We start from the raw sequence: 21,867 nt of genomic DNA on the forward strand, positions 1-21,867 counted from the left end.
AACTTAATTAATCTCAATTTTTCAGGATGTGATATCTTGCTGTTTAACAAGTATAATAGATCTTCTAATAATAACAATAGATGCCAGAATAAAAATCATTAACAAATATCTTATTGTTATATCTACCTCATCTCAATAAGTTAACTGAACATCCCTTATTTTTTTGTATGTATTATGTAAAATGAGTTGATGCAGTAATGCCAGAAAAGTAACTAGTATCCAAACCAATATTACTGATAATATTCTGCTTTTATGAATCCATATATGGCCCATTATTTTAGCTGAAGTAAACCCTAATATAAACAAAGATATTATTACGACTACTCCCAATAAATATTGCCGTAAAAAACTCAACCGCCACCTGCTAAAGCAGGTGGGTTGGATATGCCGCTTAAGCAGCTTAAAACTCGCCTAAAGTAAAATTATCATTCTTTTGGTTTTCTTCTATGTCTTGATTTTGTATATACTCTATTATCACTTCATCTGTTACATTACCACTACTTGCTGCAAAATATCCTCGTGCCCATAAATGTTGTCCCCAGAATTGTTTGTTAAGCTCCTTATTTTCCATTAGTAACTTTCTTGAACTATATCCTTTTATATATTGCACTAACTTACTTACTGACATATGTGGTGGTGCTGACACTAGTATATGTATATGGTCTTTTGATACATGCCCTGATAATATTTCTACTTCGTTATTTTTACATACCATTCTTATTAGTTCTCTTGTTCTTTCTGCTATTTTCCCAACCAATACCGGTTTTCTGTATTTCGTTATCCATACTATATGATATTTTAGGTCATATGTAGCATGCGACGACTTTCTATAATTTTGCATATTTATCACCTCTAGTTTTATTTTTTACTAGAAGTGATTATTTATTTTGTTGACCTAAAGGTTTCAGCTTAAGCTGAGGGATTTAACCCCATTATACAGACATTAAACTTATAAAGCACATATTCTCGTGACATTTTTTTATTATAATATATATTTTGTATTTTTTGTTTATTAATATAGAAATTGTTATATTCAGTAAAATTACAGCACATATTAACAGTATATATATAACCATTATGTAGCTCCTTATCATCTTTGTTTTATCTATCTCAATCATAAAAAATATAGCATATGGCGGAATAACGTAATTCCGCCATATTTCATTATTTTTTACCACTAGCCAAAAAGTGCATATGATGCAGCTCCACCAAGTCCTCCAAGAATTCCTCCTCCTACTGCACCAGGTACAGTTCCAACAACCGGGAGAGTTATACTCCCTCCAGCAGCACCTGCTATTGCACTTGAAACTGCACCTGTACCAATAGATTTAAGCTTTAAAATTATATGTTATATTCACTTGCTATTTTTCATAAAAAAAGGAATCCCTAAAATAACAAAAATTACCGAAGGAAATATAGCAATTGCTATATTATTATTAAAAAATTTAAAAGCCAATATAAGAGATACTATTTGAACAACTATCCAACCACTTATAAAAAAATCACTTTCTGCCTATTCTTGGGCATTTTCTTTCCTCCTAAAAGAATTTTGTACAACTATTCTGTAGTATTACAGAATAGTTGTACTTATTAAAATTACCACCATCCAAATACACAATATGCAATTCCACCAATTAGAGCACCACCAACAAACCCTGCAGCTCCTCCAATACCTACCCCTGCTAAAGTTCCAGCATATGGAACCACAGAACCTGCTGCGCACCTAAAGTAGCTCTATGTTTTTAAAATGCCATGGTAAATTTTTACAAAATAGTAACTAAAAATTATTAACAACACTTGATGACTTAGAAATTATGCTTATTTTTTGTATAATTTATTCAACTTATAATCCTCTTCTATGTATACGATTATCTCTGTTAATAATCCTTGTTCAACCTCTTCTTTATAATAATACAAAGCAACTGATTTTTTCAATATCCGAAAGTATACTCTTTTCAGCTATTTTGAATAAAATTATCTATAAAAAGTATACTTTCGTATACAAAATTTATAGCAGAAAAAGGATTTTTTATCTTTTTGTAGAATTATATCATAATATTATGATTTTAGTGTGAGGGATTGTAATGAATAAAATTATTCGCTTTACAACAGATAGCTGTGTTTTTCTTGAATCATATAAAAGATGCAATAATTTAAACGTTAATAAAAATTTAAATTCCTTGTCATATTACAACATTGTATACGAAGAAGATTTAAAGAAAAAAATTAATTTATTGATTAATGCCTTCAAACGTTCTTTAGAAAACTTATACGTTTTTCAAGAAAATAATCATTATATTTATATTTTGTGTGATGCTAATGGCATTGTTCTTGATATTTCATGTCCAAGAAATTTGCTTAAATATTGCCATGAAATAAATCTTAAGCCAGGTTGTAGTTTAAATGAGAAAGATTGCGGTACTAATGCAGTATCATTAGCTTTAACAGAAAAATGTGAAGTATACATAAACGGAAAAGAACACTATTGTTTTTTATTTCACAATCTTCATTGTATTGCATTGCCTATATATGACGAAAATAATAATATTATAGGAATATGCGATATTTCATCAATCACAGAAAAAGAATATACATATGCACCTTCATTTATTTATTTGCTTGTAAAATATATAAGAGACGAGTATTTAAAATTAATATATGAGGAATATCTAACTACGCTTAATCCCGTTGAAATTAATATATTATCAAGTGTATCAAGAGGTAAATCTGAATTTGAAATAGCTAATTCATTAAAAATTTCTGTCCCATATGTGAAGAAGATAAAAAATAGCATAAAAAATAAGCTTCATTGCAAAGATATAGAAGAATGCATATTTATTGCTGGTAAGCTTGATTTATTAGGATATTTTCATATGTATCATAAATTAATATAACAATAGATTTTATATAACTAAAAATACCAATTTTTCAAAAGGCTTCTACACGTTCTCTCGTGTAGAAGCCTTGGTAATTTCACTAAATCTTTATATTGCTTTTTCTCCGCGCTCACCGGTTCTTATCCTTATGGCGTCTTGTATGTCGTATATGAATATCTTTCCATCGCCTACATTGCCTGTTCTTGCTACTTTCGTAACAGCATCTACGATGCTTTCAACGCTTCCATCATCTGTCACTATTTCTACCTTAACTTTAGGAAGGAGGCTTATCTCAATTTCCGCTCCTCTGTAAATCTCTTTTTTACCTTTCTGATGTCCACATCCAAAAACCTGTGACACCGTCATCCCGTGTATTTTCAGCTTATTAAGCTCTGATTTTACATCTTCCAAAACATCCGGTCTTATTATGCATTCAACTTTCTTCATAACTTTACCCCCTTGCTTAGTACAACATCATCTAAAACTTGTGGACTTTTTATATTTTTTTCAATCACACCATCCGAGTACACAACAGGCGTCAATTGGAAATCAGGATATGCTAAAACGCCCATTTCCGGCAAATCAAGCCCTGCGATTTCATCTTCCGGTTTGACTCTTATACCCATTATAGCATCAAGAGCTTTATAGAACAAGTAGCTTAATCCAAATCCATATACGACTATAACCGCCATATCTATAAGCTGTGCCCAAAGTTGACCTGTACTGCCATAAAGTATTCCTGTTACAGCACCTTGTACTCCGTTGAGTCCTGCACCATATGTGCCATCTGCAAATATGCCGACGCTTAAAATACCCCACAAGCCATTCACACCGTGTACAGAAAATGCTCCTACCGGATCATCTATCTTAAGTTTATTTTCAACAAAAGCAACAGACACGCAGACCAAAATGCCAGCCACAGCACCGATTATAAAAGCTGATATTCCATTTACAAATGCACATGGAGCTGTTATCGCCACAAGTCCGGCAAGAGCACCATTACACATCATCGACGGATCAGGTTTTCCATATTTAACCCACATATAAAGCATTGCAACAAGTCCTCCTACAGCCCCGGCGATCATGGTATTTGTTGCAACAACCGCCAACCTTAGATCCGTTCCATTAAGTGTTGAACCTGCATTGAATGCAAACCATCCAAAGAAAAGTATGATCGTACCGAGAATGGCCATTGGTATATCATGGCCTGGTATTGCTACAGGTGTACCATCCTTCTTGAATTTCCCTATCCTCGGTCCTATGACCATCGCTCCTGCAAGTGCCATCATGCCCCCCATTGCATGAACGACACCAGATCCTGCAAAATCAATTACACCATTCCCCAGGCCGAGTTTGGCTCCAAGCTGTGAAAGCCATCCTCCTCCCCAGACCCATCCACCATAGATGGGATAATAAACCATTGAGACAAAAAACGATCCAATGACAACCGCTAAAAATTTAACTCTTTCTGCCATCGCACCAGTAGGTATTGTAACCGTCGTATCCATAAATACCATCTCAAAGAAGAACAACGCATACACACCTACATCATACGTTCCACCGCTTGATAGGAAAAATCCATTAAGCCCCAGTAAATTCCATCCTCCTATGCTTAGTGCGTGGTTTAAAGGTGCTGTACCACCAAGGCTTGAAAATGAACCAGAGCCGCCCATCATAAATGCAAAACCTGTCAAGAAAAATCCAACAGTACCTACTAAAAATACCATAAGATTCATGGCCATAGTGTGCATTGCATTTTTAGCCTGTGTAAAGCCAGTTTCAACAAGTGCAAACCCAGCCTGAAAGAAGAATATCAAAAATGCAGTTAGCATTACCCATACAAAATTAATGCCAAGCTTATTCTTTGCAACCTGTGTAGCTACCTCTTCTAATGTAGGCTTGCCTGCAACTGCGCTTGCAATGTCCTTCGCAGTGCCAAGATTTGCTCCCGTTGGATCGCCACCAGCAGCATATACCACCCCCACTGTCATTGCCAAAAGTAATGCCAATACAATACCTATTACAATTTTCTTTTTCATGAAAAGCACCTCCATATTATTTAACTTTTATATTCTCTTAAAATTTCTAATTGAAAACTTTTTGTCTTTTATGTTTTTTGAAAGATTGTAAATCCTTACAAAATAGATTATTACAAGGTAGACAATTGGCAAAGCCATTATAAATGCTGGCACGCTATTGGAAAAGATTATTATTGTATTATGCATAGATATGCTGTATAATATAAACGCTAAAGCTAAAATAAAAATTATTGTATTTATAGTGTATAGTGTGATGATAGGGATTTTTTTCATCTATGTCATCACCTCCTTTCAAAAAATGAAGGTGCTTAGATCTCTAAGATTTAAGCACCCTTGCTTTTTTATCGAATGACTATTGTTTTATTATTGATTAAAGTCAAAAGCTTTAAAGCCAATGTTGTACGCTTCTTCACCATGTTCAACTATATCAAGTCCTAATTCCTCTTCTTCTTTAGTAACTCTAAGCTCCATAAATAAGCTTATAAATTTCAATATTATAAATGACATAAGCCCTGCAAAGATGTAAGTTGTAACAACACCCGTAAGCTGAATAAGCAATTGATTCGGATTGCCGTAAAATAAACCATTAGCACCTGCAGGATTTATAGCTTTTGTTGCAAAAAGTCCTGTAGCCAGTGCACCCCATGTACCGCCAACACCGTGTATACCAAACGCATCAAGTGAATCGTCATATCCAAATTTATGCTTGATGTAATTGACAGATATGAAACATATTATACCTGATATGACTCCTATTGCAATCGCAGAAACTGCTGTCACATATCCTGCTGCTGGTGTAATAGCTACAAGCCCTGCTACAGCGCCACTTACAGCACCAAGTAATGTAGGCTTACCGCTTACTTTCCATTCTGTTAACACCCAACCCATGGAGGCGGCAGCGGCAGCAGTATTTGTCACGACAAATGCATTAACCGCCAGACCATTTACGGATAAAGCACTTCCTGCATTAAATCCAAACCAGCCAAACCATAAGAATGCTGCTCCCATCAAAACCATAGGCATGTGATGTGGTACCATCTTTGTATTTTTTCTCTTGCCCAGTATTAAAGCTGCTACAAGTCCTGAAACTCCAGAGCTTATGTGAACGACTGTACCACCTGCAAAGTCCAATGCGCCTAAGTTTTTAAGCCATCCACCATTTCCCCATACCCAATGTGCAAGTGGATCATATACTAATGTAGTCCAAATAAGCGTAAATACGATGAATGCTGAAAATCTCATTCTTTCCGCAAATGCACCCGTTATTAAAGCAGGTGTTATTATGGCAAACATCAATTGATATACCATAAACGCCAAAAGGGGTATCGTCGATGAATAAGTACCATCAGGTCCAAGACCAATATTGCTAAGACCAGCCCAATGTAGATTTCCTATCAAGTGGTATGTATCACCACTGAAGGATAATGAAAATCCAAATAATACCCATTGTACAGAAATAAGTGCAATAATAGTGAAACTTTGCATCATTATGCTTATGACATTTTTCCCATTAACCATACCGCCGTAGAAAAATGCCAATCCCGGCGTCATGATCATGACTAATGCCGATGAAAATAGTATAAATGCTGTATCACCTGTGTCTATCTTGCCTGTCGATGCAAAAGCCATATTTGGTATTAAAACTGCCAATAAGAACATCAATGTAATGAATATCTTTTTCTTCACATTTATTCCTCCTTTAAAAATAATAAAAGAAGACGCCCTAATACATAGGTTACCTATGAATTAGAGCGCCTTTGCTCTGTCGATTTAAAGTAATAATATTTATCTTTAGTCAAGATTATACTACTATTTTATAATATGTCAATACCTATACTAAAATTATTCATATTATATATTTGATGACATTGTCAGCGAATGTTGATCTTATTTCATTTGTAAAAAATTCTTTCATTTCATATATCTCATCATTTTTATACATGAATTTTTTGTAGCCAAATTGGCCAAATCTACAAACCCTTTCTTCATCATTCATAGACAGTGTATTTTCGGGGAAAATCTCTGATATGGTACTTTTGGCTTTTGCTGTGTATCTGTGCGAGATGATTTCAAATGTTATTGGATATGCAGTTTTTTCAGGTATGCTTTCCTTTATCTTAAATAACAGCTCTTTATAATCTTTTTGCCAATTGTCATACAAAAAAACAGGCGCTATCAAAAAACCCATAGGATAGCCTGATTCAATTATTTTCCTGCTGGCTTCCAATCGTTTATCTAATGATGGAGTCCTCTTTTCATATTCGTTTATTACTTTCTCTGTATTTAAACTAAATCTCACTTCTGTATGGCCATTATGTTCAATATCAAGAAGTGTATCTATGTCTGTAAACTTAGTGACAAATCTAAATCTTCCACTTTCGCTTTTGCTAAAAAATTCTATCGCGGATTTTAGAATGTTTGTATACGGTTCTACTGGCACTGGGTCTGATGTTGCCGAACCTTCAAAAATTGTCTTTTCAGGTTTCCTTTCTTCAATATAATCGTTAGCCCACATAAATATATCATCTATGTTTACATTAACCTTTATGTATGGCCTTTCGCTTAAATTTGTATTAAGATAACAATACTGACATTGACCTGCACAACCCGATAGCAAAGGTAACTGATAATTGGCTGATGGCTTACACGATTGAAAGTCAAGTTTTTTCTTTATACCCACAACTAAAGTATTTTTCCCTTCTTTATAATAATCTCGCAAATTGTCTCCTGGTATATGTTCTTTTATCCTATTTCCTTTCATCTCTATAATCTCAACTTCTTTTTTGCCTTTGAAAAAATTGTATATATTGTATCCAATTTCATAGTCTATAGAATTCTTTTCAAAAATAATACGCCTAGGAATAAACATTTTTGTACTCCTTTTTCAGTTATTTATTCATTTTTATTCTTAGCGCATTTCAAATATTATATGCAAAAAGCACATCCTATCTAAAAGAATGTGCTTTTCATACTACTTTGATATAGCATCTCTTAAGCGCCTTGTGGCAAAACCTATATCATCTGATGCCATGATCTCTGATACAACAGAAATACCATCAACACCTGTCCTCATTACATCTGGTGCATTGCTGTATTTTATGCCCCCAATTGCCACAACAGGAATCTTTACTGCATCTTTTATTTCTTTTAAATTCAAAAGCCCTATTGCTTCACCGATGTCTTTCTTTGTGCCTGTATAGAATACTGCTCCTGCTCCTATGTAGTCAGCACCATCTCTTTCTGCCTCTACGGCTTCATCTACGCATCCAGCAGATATGCCGATTATCTTATTATCGCCCATGATCTTTCTCGCAATGCTGCATGGCAGATCTTCTTGACCTAGGTGAACTCCATCTGCATCAATGGACAGTGCTATATCGATTCTGTCATTTATTATAAATGGAATGCGGTATTTCGCCGCAATATCTTTCAATCTCTTAGCAATCTCATAAAACTCTCTTGATGAAATATCCTTTTCCCTAAGCTGTAGCATAGTAACGCCGTTTTGCAATGATTCTTCTACAGCATCGTAAAAATCTCTACCAGCCTTCAAAAGATTTCTGTCAGTGACCAAATAAAGAGATACATCAAAATCTTTCATGCTTACGCCTCCAATACTTCAATATCAGCGTATTTCCTTATCATGTCAGAATCTATAAGATACAGATAATCTATGAATTTTGTCCTAAATGTCCCAGGCAAATTGCACTCTTTTTCCGCCAATTCCCCTGCTATATTCATGATAAGAAGGGCAGCCAATGACGATACCACTTTGTCATGGCTGCATGCAGACGTAGCCGCCATTATTGCGCCTAAAGTACATCCTGCACCTGTTATCTTTGTAAATAAATGTGTACCATTTTTAACTTTTACTACTCTTTTCCCATCGCTTATATAGTCTTCTTTTCCTGTCGACACGACAACCGTATTTGTTAACTTTGCAAGTTTTACACAAGAATCAACATTTCCACTGTCATCTAAAGAATCTACACCTTTCACATTTGCACTTTCACCTGATAAAGCATTTATCTCACCGCCGTTTCCCTTGATAATGCTTATATCACCTATCTTTAAAAGCATGTTTACAAAGTCAACCCTGCTTTTTATGGCAGCGCATCCTACAGGGTCTAAAACGACTGGTTTTTTGTGGTCTTTCGCCGACACTACAGAATTGATTATTGTCTCTTTAGTTTCATTATTGATAGTACCTATATTTACGTATAAAGCATTTGAAATTGCTGTAAAGTCGTACGCTTCGTCCGGTGACATTACCATCGCAGGAGATGCCCCTATACTTAGTAGTGCATTGGCATTATCGTTTATTACGACGTAGTTTGTTATAGCGTGGACAAGCGGCACTTCTTCTTTTAATCTTTCTAAAACTTTTATTGCTTCTTCAACCATAAATTTTCTCCTCTCTCTTATTTAAAGATTTCATAATTGGATAGATTACAGCAGTCAAAATAATCGTACCTATTGTGGGCGTTATAAACCATTTTGATAGATTTGTACCAAAATACGTAAGATAATTGTAGAATATCGTACCTACCGCAAAAGAAATCGTGGCAGGCACGTTTAAGAAGCTATGGCTTTTGCTTCTCATCAAAAAGAAATCTTCAAATACAACCGTATATGCTGGAATAAATACACTTCCTATGGCGTACAAAAAGTTTTGGTAATTATCCATTGGGAACAAATATGCGGCAATAAGCCCCACAATGGAATATATAATAAGCAGACTTTTTCTGCTTAATTTAGCTTTTACAATAGAAAGTGTTGAAATGGCAGCGGAATACACATCCATAAAAGTCGTTGTAACCGTCGACAAAAGTATAATAAGAAGCGGTACAATTCCCGTTTTTATTGATGCAAAATATGAGATTATGTCTTTCCCGCCTGTTTTCAAAGCCACATAAAGCCCTATAAAATACATGAAGCAGCTTGCTATGAAATATCCTGCGAATGTATATATAAAACTGGACTTTCCATCCTTAGCATTTATAGTGTAATCTCCTACCAGTGGAAGCCATGATACAGGCATAGCAACGGCAAGTTCCACTGCACCGCTGAAGCTCATGTCTCCGGCTACATATCCAACCTTTCCCGCCTTCAAATACAATACAACAAATATAGTCAAGATAAATAAAAGCACAACAGCAATATCGTTTATCCAGTAAGCTTCATTGTCAAAGAATAATGTCCACAATAAAACAGATATGCCAACGACAAAAATTCCAATAGCAGTAGACATGCCTATAGCACCGTTGAAAGCCTTTGCAGACTGTATTATCATTACAGCCGTCCAGCCAACCAATTGAAGCACATTTAAAAGCCCTATAAATACCATGCCTTTCTCGCCCAGGACACCTTTTGTGGACTCTATCGCAGGTTTCTTAACTCTAAAGGACATAAGCCCTCCTAAAGCAAAAAACAGAGTGCCAATGATGTGACCTAACAATATGCTTAAAATCCCTTTAGTTAAGCCTAATGGTGCAAAGTACGAACCAGTAAAAACCTCTGCAATTGATACGGCCGCACCTGACCATATCAAAAAAAGCGTTGAGTTTTTAATCTTCATAGTCAATACCTGCTTTCTTATAAAGATCTACTAAATGTCCTACAGGTCCTACACCTTTACCTATCTCAAGAGAATTTTTAATAGCCTCTGTTATGTAACTTTTTGCGTTTATTACTGCATCTTTCAAGCTTAATCCTCTACCAAGGTACGAAGCTATTGCAGATGAGTAAGTGCATCCTGTTCCATGTGTATTTTTGGTGTCGATCCTCTCCTGTGGCAAAAGTAAAAATTCACTTCCATCGTAGAATACATCAGTAGCATTTTCTAAAGAATGACCACCTTTTACAACGACAGCTTTTACACCCATATCGATGATTTTTTTAGCAGCCTCCTTCATGTCATCAATTCCCTCAATATTCATTCCAGTAAGCTCACACGCCTCCGGTATATTTGGAGTAATGATATCTGCCATAGGCAAAAGCTTTGTCTTCAATGCGTCTATGGCGTCTTCTTTTAGAAGGTAATATCCGCTTTTTGATATCATGACAGGGTCTAACACGACGTTTTTTGGATTCCATCTTTTAAGTGATGATGCAATAGCGTCAATGATATCTTGGCTTGATACCATACCTATCTTTACAGCATCTACCGCCGTATCCTCAAATACGCAATCTATCTGCTTTTTGATGATATCAGCATCCATCTCTCTTACATCAAAGACACCTACCGTATTCTGCGCCGTCACTGCCGTAATGACGCACATGCCGTATACTCCAAGAGCGCAAAACGTCTTTAAATCTGCCTCTATGCCAGCACCGCCAATGCTGTCAGAGCCTGCAATCGTAAGCAACTTCTTCACATCGATTCCTCCTTTTTTTGTATGCCTTGAGGAAATACAAAACGAAAAAAGTGTGCCGGATAAGCACACTTAAAGTCCACTGTACTCCCTACGCCGGCATTATCCAGATCAGGTTATGGGTCATAGCAGAAATAGCTGCTAACTCTCAGCCGGGCTATCACCCCAGCTCCCCAGACAAAAATATTTACTTTTACTTTATTTTAACACAAATTATCTGACTTGTACAGGATATTTCACCATATCGTCAAATTTTCCTGTTGATAGCTGTACAGATTATAGTACACGCCCTTCCTATTCATAAGCTCCTCATGTGTACCTTCCTCTTCTATTCCATTTTCAGTAAGCACTATTATACGCTTAGCATTTCTAATGGTGCCCAATCTGTGGGCGATTATGAGAGTAGTCCTGTTTTTCGATAGATTTTCAATAGACTGCTGAATAATCGATTCACTTTTATTGTCAAGCGATGATGTCGCTTCATCAAGTATAAGTATTGGAGGATTTTTTAAGAACATCCTTGCAATAGATATTCTCTGCTTTTGTCCGCCAGACAATTTAACGCCTCTTTCGCCAATATACGTATCATAACCATCTTTTAGCTCCATTATGAAGTCATGGGCATTTGCAGCTTTGGCTGCATTGATTATTTCTTCGTCAGTAGCATCTAATTTACCGTACGCGATGTTTTCTTTTATCGTGCCCGAAAACAAAAATACATCTTGCTGGACAATGCCTATATTTTCTCTAAGCGATGATAGCTTCACATCCCTTATATCTATACCGTCAATTTTTATGGAGCCTGCATCTATCTCATAAAACCTCGGTATAAGGCTTAGAAGTGTGGTTTTACCTGCACCTGAGGGCCCTACTATTGCCACTGTCTCTCCATGTTTTATCTTAAGATTGATTCCTGACAGTACTTCTCTTTTATTGTCGTAGCTGAATGTGACATTGTCAAACTCAATATCGCCTTTCACGTCTTTTAACTCTATCGCATCTTTTTTATCTGCTATCTCTGGCTCTGTATCCATAAGCTCCACAAACCGCCTAAAGCCAGCCATACCCTGCTGGTACTGCTCTATAAACCGCAAAAGAACAGTCAAAGGTTGCAAAAACTGGCTAATGTATATTATGTATGCCACCAAGTCACCTGTATTTATGAGGCCTTTTGATATAAAGTAGCCGCCTGCTGCAAGAGTAATCACAACTGATATATTAGAAAGAAAATTTACACTAGAATCAAATATGCCAATATGCTTAACCGCTTTTGACCTGGCACTTTTATACATGGAGCTTTTATTATCGAATTTTAGTTTCTCAAATTTTTCCCTTACAAATGATTTGACGACCCTTATGCCTGTAATGCTTTCTTCTAATGTGGCATTCATCTGTGCCTGCGTTTCGCGGACATTTTTCCATATAATTTCAAACTTATTGTTGTAAATATACATGTATATAAACATAAAAGGTATTATGGTAAATACAACCAGTGTCAGCCTCACATCAATTGTAAGCAAAAGTATGAATGTGCCTATTATCCTTATGATAGACAAAAAAAGGTCCTCTGGACCATGATGTGCTACTTCTGCTATCTCATTTAAGTCATTGACAACCCTTGACATTATATAACCTGTCTTTGTGTTGTCATAATAGTTCATAGAAAGTTTCTGAAGATGTGAAAAAGCATCTTTTCTCATATCGTACTCTATGCTTACACCTAAAACATGGCCATAGTATCCTACTATGTATTCAAGTATCATCCTTCCGAAGTACATTATAGCTAATAAAATTGCGAACCTGTATATAAGGTTAAAATCCTTGTTAGGTATGACGTTATTTATCACATTTCTCGTAACCATAGGAAAAACCAAATCTGAAGCAGATATAAAAAATGCACACACCATGTCAAGGATAAAAAGCCATATATGTGGCTTGTAATACGACGCAAATCTTTTTATAAGCCTCAAAAAAATCCCCCCCAAATATAAATCAAAACAATTACTGCTAATGATTGATGTATCTCTAACATTAGTTTAATATGCCAACTAATAATTGTCAAATTTGTACAATAGACGATTTTTTAGTTTTCTTTTTTAATACACTTAAAACTTTCGTTGTATAAGATAATGTTTTTGTAGGACATGCATCAACACAATGGCCGCACCCTACGCACCTTATATCAGAGACATCTTTACCGTAATATGCTGCACTTTTTATGTCTATACTCATTGGACATGATTCGTTGCATTGTCCGCATTGGATACATTTTGAATTATTTGTAGTAATTTTTTGCCCGGCGACTTTACTTATCAATCCTAAAACTGTTCCCAATGGACAATAATAGCAATATCCTCTGCCTGTTAATGCAATCCAAAAAAACATAGCCATAAGAAGTTCGCCAGCAAGATACTTATACGATTCCATCTTACTTATCGCATCATAATTACCACCTAAAAATGCTCCAGATAAAAATAATATCCACCAAATAGTGAAAAATAGCGATATAGCAAAGAATAACAATCTCAATAATGAAAATATTTTTATTCCCTTTTGATTTAGATGTTTTCTCTTACCCAAAAGAGGAAAAACAGGATCAAAAACTTCTGAAGCGAATCCATTGAAAAGACAAATTGTAGAGCATTGCCATCTTCTACCGTATAATAAAGTTCCTATAAAGACGATTATGCTAACCAATACGTAGAATATTAATACACTTGAAATGCCTGCAACACCCCATATGGGAAAATAACTTTTATAAAACGAGGAATTATGGTATAAAAGCTGCAACGGCACTGTCGTCCATGGAAGTGGCATTGAAAAGAAATATACATCGCCATTGTGGAAAAATAGTGGCATTATAATATGTACAATAAGTGCTGCAATGATTAAACCAATAAGGTTTGCTTTTCTCATCTTTGTCCTTTTCGACTTGCCTATTATGTTTATAGTGAGAAAGCTGCCTGCAATAATAAATATCGTCTTAATCCAGTTTTCGTAAAATTGCCAAATCGAATTTATTGCATCGGCTACATTCTTAGGCGCTTTACTTGCATACCCATAATTTAATCCGGCTATGATTATGCACATGACAATATAAGTCCATAAAATAGCTTTTAGTAAAAAAACATATCTATCCTTTTTGTTTGCCATGTATTTTCCCTCCATTCCTATATATTTCCACCACAATGCTTACAAACATTATATCATATTAATTATATTTTTAAATAGCTTGGCACATTCTCTGAATTAAGGAAATTGTACAATTGAATTCCAATTTCTGGAGCTAAAAAATAATAACAAAACTAAGCATATCAATGCCTGCGAATAACTGCTATAAATGCAATAACAGCTCGTAGAGCTGTTATTGCATTTAATTAATTAAGAAAGAGGAGGATCTTATATTTTGATCCCAATTACATTATATATTTTTTATAAAAAAAGTTAAGCGAAAAATTTTTAAACCTCAACAATGTTTTCAATTATGTTTGTTTCGTGATGCTTTCTCACTTTTACCTTTAAACTTTGGTAGACTCATTTTAGGAATTATAAAAACATTTTAATCATTAAAATATATTTTTATTGAATAACATCTTATTTAGGGCTATAATGAACTTAAACATAATTTACATAAAAAGGAGATGCTGGAATATGCATGAATTGACAAACGAGAAGTGCATCTTTAGCTTTTCAAGACACAACGATCCTGTACTTTATGTAAACGATGGAGAGGAGGTGAAGATAGAAACTTTAGATTGTTTTTCATGCCAAATCAAAACAAATGATGACAAGTTAGAAACAATGGATTGGGATAAAGTAAATCCCGCAACAGGTCCAATCTATGTAAACGGTGCAGAAGAAGGCGACACGCTTGAAGTGACAATCAAGAAAATCGACATTGATGACAAAGGCGTCGTTGCAACAGGGAAAGATTTGGGAGTTTTAGGTCATATGATGAATGATCTATATTCAAAAGTAGTTGAAATAAATGATGGCAAAGTCATTTTCAATGAAAAGCTCTCATTTCCTGTAAAGCCAATGATAGGTGTAATAGGCGTCGCACCAAAAGAAGGCGAAATAAACTGCGGCACACCTGGTCCCCATGGAGGGAACATGGATACAACACTTATAAGAGAAGGCTCTAAGCTTTATTTGCCTGTATTTGTGGATGGTGCACTTTTCGCATTAGGAGATTTGCACGCTGTAATGGGAGATGGAGAAATAGGCGTATCAGGTGTAGAAGTAAGCGGCACCGTTACTGTAAAGCTTAGAGTTTTAAAAAACTTAAAGCTAAATAATCCAATTGTCAAGACAAATGAAGTAACAGCCACAATCGCATCAAATGAATCAATAGAAAAAGCCATAGAAACAGCAGTAAAAGATATGGCAGAACTTTTCCAAAAAAATACTGACCTATCAATAGAAGAAATATCAACACTTTTTAGCATCTCCGGCAATGTCCAGATATCTCAAGTTGTTGATCCACTGAAGACAGCACGCTTCTCAATGCCAAACTGGGTTTTGGAGGCGTATGGAATAGAATTTTAATTCGTTATCTCTTCATCTGCATTTTTATTGCTAAATAAAACTATATTATCTTTCTGCACAATCAATATACCTATAAGTATTACGATTGTGCCGATTACAAGCTGGATTGTGATCTTTTCCGATAAAAATATTGCCGCAATTATGCTAGCCAATATTGGCTTTGCAAAGAAAACCATAGATCCTATGCCAGTATTTACACTAGATAAACCTAAGAAATAAGTGTAATATGCAATGCCTGTAACAACTACCGTTAAATACAACATCTGAGGAATAGCCTTTAGTGGCAAGTTAAAAACAGGATATTTGTTGTACAAAAGCAAAGGGATAAGAAGCAAACTTCCTATTATGAAAGATAGCGAATTCATTACGACGCTGTCGTACTTAACAGTAAATTTCTTTCCCAACACTGTGTATACACCATACATGATTGACGATAAAACGAGAAATACAATTCCAGTAATATGGTTTCCGCCAGAAATCAACTGCTTATAAAACACTATGATTAAACCTATTACGCCCAGTATCAAACCATAAATCTTGGTGCGATTTAATTCTTCGTTTAACAGAATTGAAGCAGTGATCATTACAAAAAGAGGATTTGAGCTAAATATTACAGCAGAAAGGCTGGCGGATGTCATGTTTATCCCTATCTGCAAAAATGACATGCTAAACACCACATTAGTAAGCCCTATCAACACTAATAACCAAAAATCTTTAAATGCGATACGTAAATTTTTGCTTTTAATATTTTTTATGGCAATAGGCAGCAATATGAGTCCGCCTATAAAAAACCTGATGAAATTTATCTGAAGTGGATTTACAATGCCTGTCAGTGTTCTTCCTACCACCTCGTAAGTGCTGAAAAAAAGCACAGTTATGATAAGGTAAATATAACCTCTATTCAATCTTGACACCTTCTTATGTAAATTTTACAATACACTTTTATTATATACCCTGTGTCAAGATTGTCGTTAAGGTTTTACACACTTTTCTCATATTTTAAATCAAACTTAATACAAGCTCCCCCGCCATCTATATTATAAGCTTCTATTTTCCCGCCATGAGCCTCTACCAACTTCTTTGCAATGTAAAGTCCCAGACCGACGTGTCCATCTTCTGATGATCTTGACATATCTCCTCTGTAAAACCTTTCAAAAACATGTGTTAAGTCTTTCTTGCTGAATCCGCTGCCCGAATCACAAACTGTTATACTTATTTTATATTCATCGATATTACATTTTATCTTTATCATTCCTGATTTAGGCGTATATCTCACACTGTTAATAACGATGTTATCCATTATCCTCTCAAACTTTTGAGCATCAATATATATCATTGTTTTATCATGCCTTTGATCTAAAATATCTAAATCGAAATCTAAACTTTTGTCTTTTGAAATTTGTTTATATTCATCTATTTTACGTGTCAAGAAATCTTTTATATTTATTTGACTAAAATTAAGATTGGCTGGTAAATCATCTAATTCAGACATAAAAAGCATCATCTTCACGATCTTTATACATTTATCAGCATTCTCAACAATCACGTCTAAATACTTTTTAAATTTTAACTTGTCGTCTATACAATCATCAAGCAATGATTCAGCGTATCCTCTGATTATTGAAATAGGTGTTTTCAAATCATGGGCAAGGGATTCTACCATTTCACGCCTTTCCTGCTCTACTTTCCACTGGGCGATAAGAGAATTTTTTAATTCATCTTTCATATCATTAAATGCTGCACATAAACTACCAAGTTCATTATCCGCTTTATAATCAATGTCAAAATTGAGATCTCTTTCTTTTATTTTTCTTGACGCTTCAATAATCAAATTTAAAGGCTTTCTTATATTTTTAGTAAATTCTAGAGAAAAAAGTATTGTAAATAAAGCAATGTAAATAAACGGCGAAAATACTATTATTATAAATAATGGCTCGTATAAAATTCTGTCTATCTTATTAATAAAATAAGGCGTTAATGTATAAGACAGTGAAACAGCACCTTCTATCGTACCTTGCTTATTTATTATCGGTATGACTTTATAATAGCTACCTTTTATACCAGATGTCGTATTTATAATTTTAAACAGCTCATCTCTATTCCTAATCAGCTTCTGATTATCAGTGCCATATATTTTATCGCCATTTTGATTCATCACCTGATACTTAATACCTCTTTTTGGTATGATTTTGTCAATTTTACTTTTATTGTAAATATTTAATATATCCGGCCCATACCCTCGAATCTTGCTTTCGATTGAAGGAATCATCTTCTCATAGTAATTCGCCGGATAAACCTTTTTATACTGAATATTTATAAATGCCAGATATCCTATATAATACGTCACTATAGTTGCCAGTATGCTTAATATCAATATAGAAACAAAATATATAATAAACTGTGTCTTTAGCGGTTTATTTTTAAATATCATAAAACCTTCTCCCATTTATAACCTATTCCCCACACTGTCTTAATATATTCTGTATCAGGATCAAGGTTCTCAATTTTTGCTCTTATATTTTTAATATGCTCTGTAACTGTAGTAGTGTCACCTTCTGCATCAAAACCCCATACTTTTTCATATATCTGTTCTTTTGAAAATACTTGACCGGGATGAAGCGACAAAAGCTCTAAAACATCAAATTCTTTTTTTGTAAGCCCAATAGGATTCCCATTCACCATCACTTCCCGCGACTTTAAATCTATTGTAATGTTTTTAAAATTTAATAAAGCCCTTTTTCCTTCTTCATTTAATAAAATTGCTCGCTTTTCCCTTCGCAAATGTGCATCTATCCTTGCTAACAATTCCTTTAAGCTAAATGGTTTTACAACATAATCATCACCACCTAAGGCAAATCCCTTTATCCTGTCCATTTCGCTTTGTTTTGCACTTAAAAATACGATGGGACAAATTACAGTATCCCTTATCTTACGGCAAACTTCATACCCATCAATATCAGGCATCATAATATCAAGCACTATAAGATCCGGCATTTCTTTAGCTTTTTCAATTCCTTCCTTGCCATTATAAGCAGTCAGAACAGTATTGCCCTTTCTTTCAAGCGAATCTTTTAACAAATCAGCTATCTCTTTCTCATCATCAATAATTAATATTTTACTCATACATTTTCCTGCCTTCCCATCTCTTAAACCATATTATACCACCAACAATCATAAATATAAAAAACAATGAAGCAAAGATGAACCCACTGGCGATTTGATTAATCAATTCTCCGGACGATATTATTTTAGGCGGATATGTCATGCTTGATGTAAAAAGAAGATATGCACCAGGAAGTTCTGATAACCTCACAGGCCATGCCCATGGGATATAAGTCCATATACTATTGCCTAAGTTCGTAGACATAAGCGCAGCAACTAACATGCCAAAGCCCCCAAATCCAATTGATGCTCCTAATCCCCATGCAAAACTAATCCACATATACATAGACAATAATGATAATGCGCCGATTGATTCTAAAATAAAAGACGCTATATAGATGACCCACGGAAAATTCCCACGTAATATTTCAAACCCAATTCCAAAAATAAATATTGAAATTATCAAACTTATCTGTATTGATAATGCTATAATTATGAATTTGCCAATGTATAAACTGCTCCTTTCAAAATTATTGCCAAACAAGTTTATGAAACCTCCAGCATTCTCCTCCTGATTTGCAGCCAAACCAAATAATAAGCCAGCCACAATCGGAACAACCACTGCCGTCCAGATTTCAAAAAAGGCTTGATGTATATAAAATTCAGATAAAGATCTTACTGATGAGTACCATAGAAGTGCAGATGAAAACAATACTGGAAGCAAAAATGTAATATATCTTAAAGGCGTACGTTTAGTCTTTATTATTTCAGAATACAATATCTTCATCAATTTAGATCTCTCCTTTGAAACCAAATCATAGTAAGAATTGAGAATATCAAAAACGCTAAAACCGATACGATAACGCCTATCGGGATTACCGATGGATCTCTTAAAGAGTCATTAATCTGTAATAATGTACCGTTAGGGTGAACACCTATTATTGGACACATAAGCCTTATTGGCCAGCTCCATGGAATATAGATCCAATATGATTTCGAAGCTCCAATCACACCGATAATAAGTCCTACAAACCCTAAGGCAATGCTATAAAATGTTCCTTTCATAGTTGCCAGCCATAATTCCAAAGGAATAAGAGCAAGTGATGTAACCCATGTAAAAAATCCTCCTGCAATTATTTTACTCCAAGGAATATTTCCACCTGCCGTTATTGTTCCTGTTATAATAATAGCAATAATCAAAACCAATGTTGACAAAAATGTATAAAAGGCCATTATCAATATTTTACCTATCCATATTTTGTGTATAGGAACATTGCGACTTTTTATACTTCGATATCCGCCAGATTTTTTCTCATGCAAAGCTACCAGCGATGCATAAAGTGCCAAGCCAATCGGTATAAAAATTACCGGCCACCAATTGTAAACCAAATCAATAAGAAGTTGCCATGGCATAAGATAATTTGCAGGCATAAATATCTTCTGTGGCAGTGCATACAGCACAAAAAACAGCGGCGCAAACATAATAAGTTTTCTCATAAATGTCCTTCTGTACTTTAAATTTTCTGATTTCAAGATATTAATCATTTTTTTCACCTCTCACTACATTAAAAAATAACTGTTCAATGTCTTGCTTTTCGTCTATTGTTCCTTGATATTTAAGCTTGCCATTACTTATAATACCTATTGTATCAACAAGCTTTGAAACTTCTGTTAATATATGACTTGACAATATTACTGTAATCCCCATTTTCTGAAAAGACTTTATTAATTCTCGAAGATTCTGTATACCTATAGGATCTAAACCATTGGATGGCTCATCAAGTATTAACAAATCAGGATTTCCTAATAAAGCAATGGCAATACCTAATCTCTGTTTCATGCCTGTAGAAAATTGTGATACGAGTTTTTTGCCTGCATCATTTAAGCCTACAATTTCTAGAACTTCTTTAATCCTCTCATCAGCAATTCCAATTAATCTTGCGTGAACTAAAAGATTCTCATACGCCGTCAAATTCCCATATAGAGCAGGCGACTCAATAAGTGCACCAATTTTATCAAGATGCTCTCTTCGCCACCTCTCTCCAAATACAAATATTTCACCTGATGTTGGATGAAGTAAACCAGTTAACATCTTTAATGTAGTAGATTTACCAGCACCATTAGGTCCAAGAAGTCCGTATATAGATCCTTTAGGAACTTTTAATGAAATGTCATTTACAACTAAGTGTTTCCCATAAGACTTTTTTAAATTTCTCGTTTCAAGTATATATTCCATAATATGCCACCTTTCTTTCATCATTTTGTTCGATGTTTGTATTATAAAATCAAATTATAAAGAATTTATAAAGAAATATTTTCATTTTCCTCTTTGATTAATTAGCAAATAATGTTATAATATTATTAGAAGAAAATTATTATTTATTGATAATGGAGATGATTATATGAATCCTTTAGAGTATGCAATCAAAATGGAACTGGATGGTGCACAGTACTACAATAATCAAGCTGAATTGAATAAAGACAATGAACTTTACAATGTATTTAAAGAGATGGCAAAAGATGAAATGACACATGCAGAAATACTAAAAAACAAAATGAACGAAATTACATTTGAATTAAAAGATGATAGGAATTTAGAAAGGGCTAAAAATATATTTTTCAGCGCAAAAGATTTTAAAAATAACATTAAAGATATACCGGGACAGATTGAAGGATACCGGCTAATTTTAGATAAAGAAAAAGAAAGCATAGATCTCTATAAAAAGTTTTTAAACGACACCAATGATGTAAAAGAAAGTGAAATCTTCAAATACCTTATAAAGCAGGAAGAAGAGCATTATAGTATAATCGAAGACATAATAACATTGTTAAATCATTCTTATGAATGGGTCGAATCCGCCGAATTTGGTATAAGAAAAGAAGAATATTAATACATAAGGACAGGCTTTCACCTGTCCTTTTTATCGC

General features: G+C 34.5%; 21 protein-coding genes and 1 riboswitch. Of the genes, 3 read left to right on the plus strand and 18 right to left on the minus strand.

Annotated features, from left to right (window positions below):
• Positions 1-400: 400 nt before the first annotated feature.
• The gene (tnpA, locus tag BVF91_RS10170; RefSeq protein ID WP_085112217.1) at positions 401-841 is read right to left on the minus strand and encodes an IS200/IS605 family transposase; all 441 of its coding nucleotides are present in this window, start codon (positions 839-841) and stop codon (positions 401-403) included.
• A gap of 1,243 nt (positions 842-2,084) precedes the next feature.
• Here tnpA and BVF91_RS10180 point away from each other — a divergent pair.
• Positions 2,085-2,894: a hypothetical protein gene (locus BVF91_RS10180; protein WP_085113286.1), complete on the plus strand. Its 810-nt coding sequence runs from the start codon at positions 2,085-2,087 to the stop codon at positions 2,892-2,894.
• A gap of 90 nt (positions 2,895-2,984) precedes the next feature.
• Here BVF91_RS10180 and BVF91_RS10185 read toward each other — a convergent pair whose 3' ends face one another.
• From BVF91_RS10185 to BVF91_RS10235, 11 genes are all read right to left on the minus strand, one after another.
• Positions 2,985-3,323, minus strand: coding sequence for a P-II family nitrogen regulator (locus BVF91_RS10185; RefSeq protein ID WP_085113287.1), 339 nt, complete (start codon positions 3,321-3,323; stop codon positions 2,985-2,987).
• A complete protein-coding gene (locus tag BVF91_RS10190) occupies positions 3,320-4,915 on the minus strand; it encodes an ammonium transporter (RefSeq protein ID WP_085113288.1) in 1,596 nt (531 codons plus the stop codon). The genes BVF91_RS10185 and BVF91_RS10190 overlap by 4 nt, the downstream gene beginning before the upstream one ends.
• Positions 4,916-4,942: 27 nt before the next feature.
• The gene (locus BVF91_RS10195; protein ID WP_085113289.1) at positions 4,943-5,188 is read right to left on the minus strand and encodes a hypothetical protein; all 246 of its coding nucleotides are present in this window, start codon (positions 5,186-5,188) and stop codon (positions 4,943-4,945) included.
• A gap of 90 nt (positions 5,189-5,278) precedes the next feature.
• Entirely contained in the window at positions 5,279-6,601 is a 1,323-nt protein-coding gene (locus BVF91_RS10200) for an ammonium transporter (protein ID WP_085113290.1), read from the minus strand.
• Positions 6,602-6,761: 160 nt separating this feature from the next.
• Complete coding sequence (gene splB / locus BVF91_RS10205) at positions 6,762-7,784, minus strand: spore photoproduct lyase (RefSeq protein WP_085113291.1); 1,023 nt, start codon at positions 7,782-7,784, stop codon at positions 6,762-6,764.
• A gap of 102 nt (positions 7,785-7,886) precedes the next feature.
• Positions 7,887-8,516, minus strand: coding sequence for a thiamine phosphate synthase (thiE, locus tag BVF91_RS10210; protein ID WP_085113292.1), 630 nt, complete (start codon positions 8,514-8,516; stop codon positions 7,887-7,889).
• 2 nt (positions 8,517-8,518) lie between these two features.
• Entirely contained in the window at positions 8,519-9,319 is an 801-nt protein-coding gene (gene thiM / locus BVF91_RS10215; protein ID WP_085113293.1) for a hydroxyethylthiazole kinase, read from the minus strand.
• The gene (gene cytX / locus BVF91_RS10220; protein ID WP_085113294.1) at positions 9,312-10,493 is read right to left on the minus strand and encodes a putative hydroxymethylpyrimidine transporter CytX; all 1,182 of its coding nucleotides are present in this window, start codon (positions 10,491-10,493) and stop codon (positions 9,312-9,314) included. Before cytX ends, thiM begins: the two co-directional genes overlap by 8 nt.
• A complete protein-coding gene (gene thiD, locus BVF91_RS10225; RefSeq protein ID WP_085113295.1) occupies positions 10,483-11,292 on the minus strand; it encodes a bifunctional hydroxymethylpyrimidine kinase/phosphomethylpyrimidine kinase in 810 nt (269 codons plus the stop codon). Before thiD ends, cytX begins: the two co-directional genes overlap by 11 nt.
• A gap of 67 nt (positions 11,293-11,359) precedes the next feature.
• A riboswitch (TPP riboswitch) is annotated at positions 11,360-11,475 on the minus strand.
• A gap of 50 nt (positions 11,476-11,525) precedes the next feature.
• The gene (locus BVF91_RS10230; protein WP_206199048.1) at positions 11,526-13,259 is read right to left on the minus strand and encodes an ABC transporter ATP-binding protein; all 1,734 of its coding nucleotides are present in this window, start codon (positions 13,257-13,259) and stop codon (positions 11,526-11,528) included.
• A gap of 88 nt (positions 13,260-13,347) precedes the next feature.
• Positions 13,348-14,442, minus strand: a complete 1,095-nt coding sequence (locus tag BVF91_RS10235) for a 4Fe-4S binding protein (protein WP_085113296.1) — start codon at positions 14,440-14,442, stop codon at positions 13,348-13,350.
• Between the two features lie 498 nt (positions 14,443-14,940).
• On the opposite strand from BVF91_RS10235, the gene BVF91_RS10240 reads away from it, so the two are divergent.
• Positions 14,941-15,837, plus strand: coding sequence for an acetamidase/formamidase family protein (locus tag BVF91_RS10240; protein WP_085113297.1), 897 nt, complete (start codon positions 14,941-14,943; stop codon positions 15,835-15,837).
• Here BVF91_RS10240 and BVF91_RS10245 read toward each other — a convergent pair.
• The 6 genes from BVF91_RS10245 to BVF91_RS10270 all read right to left on the minus strand — a co-directional run bounded on the left by BVF91_RS10245 (position 15,834) and on the right by BVF91_RS10270 (position 21,175).
• Positions 15,834-16,742 (minus strand): DMT family transporter, encoded by a 909-nt coding sequence (locus BVF91_RS10245; RefSeq protein ID WP_085113298.1) that lies wholly within the window; start codon positions 16,740-16,742, stop codon positions 15,834-15,836. The two genes, BVF91_RS10240 and BVF91_RS10245, sit on opposite strands and share 4 nt — an antisense overlap.
• Before the next feature lie 74 nt (positions 16,743-16,816).
• Positions 16,817-18,268, minus strand: a complete 1,452-nt coding sequence (locus tag BVF91_RS10250; RefSeq protein WP_085113299.1) for a sensor histidine kinase — start codon at positions 18,266-18,268, stop codon at positions 16,817-16,819.
• Complete coding sequence (locus BVF91_RS10255; protein ID WP_085113300.1) at positions 18,265-18,960, minus strand: response regulator transcription factor; 696 nt, start codon at positions 18,958-18,960, stop codon at positions 18,265-18,267. Before BVF91_RS10255 ends, BVF91_RS10250 begins: the two co-directional genes overlap by 4 nt.
• Positions 18,953-19,726, minus strand: coding sequence for a lantibiotic immunity ABC transporter MutG family permease subunit (locus BVF91_RS10260; RefSeq protein ID WP_085113366.1), 774 nt, complete (start codon positions 19,724-19,726; stop codon positions 18,953-18,955). The genes BVF91_RS10255 and BVF91_RS10260 overlap by 8 nt, the downstream gene beginning before the upstream one ends.
• The gene (locus tag BVF91_RS10265) at positions 19,726-20,484 is read right to left on the minus strand and encodes a lantibiotic immunity ABC transporter MutE/EpiE family permease subunit (RefSeq protein WP_085113301.1); all 759 of its coding nucleotides are present in this window, start codon (positions 20,482-20,484) and stop codon (positions 19,726-19,728) included. The genes BVF91_RS10260 and BVF91_RS10265 overlap by 1 nt, the downstream gene beginning before the upstream one ends.
• On the minus strand, positions 20,477-21,175 hold the full coding sequence (locus BVF91_RS10270; protein ID WP_085113302.1) for a lantibiotic protection ABC transporter ATP-binding protein: 699 nt from the start codon (positions 21,173-21,175) through the stop codon (positions 20,477-20,479). Before BVF91_RS10270 ends, BVF91_RS10265 begins: the two co-directional genes overlap by 8 nt.
• Before the next feature lie 166 nt (positions 21,176-21,341).
• On the opposite strand from BVF91_RS10270, the gene BVF91_RS10275 reads away from it, so the two are divergent.
• Complete coding sequence (locus BVF91_RS10275; RefSeq protein ID WP_085113303.1) at positions 21,342-21,830, plus strand: ferritin-like domain-containing protein; 489 nt, start codon at positions 21,342-21,344, stop codon at positions 21,828-21,830.
• The last annotated feature ends 37 nt before the right edge of the window (positions 21,831-21,867 follow it).

Source organism: Thermoanaerobacterium sp. PSU-2 (genome assembly GCF_002102475.1).
Taxonomy (GTDB): Bacteria; Bacillota; Thermoanaerobacteria; order Thermoanaerobacterales; family Thermoanaerobacteraceae; genus Thermoanaerobacterium.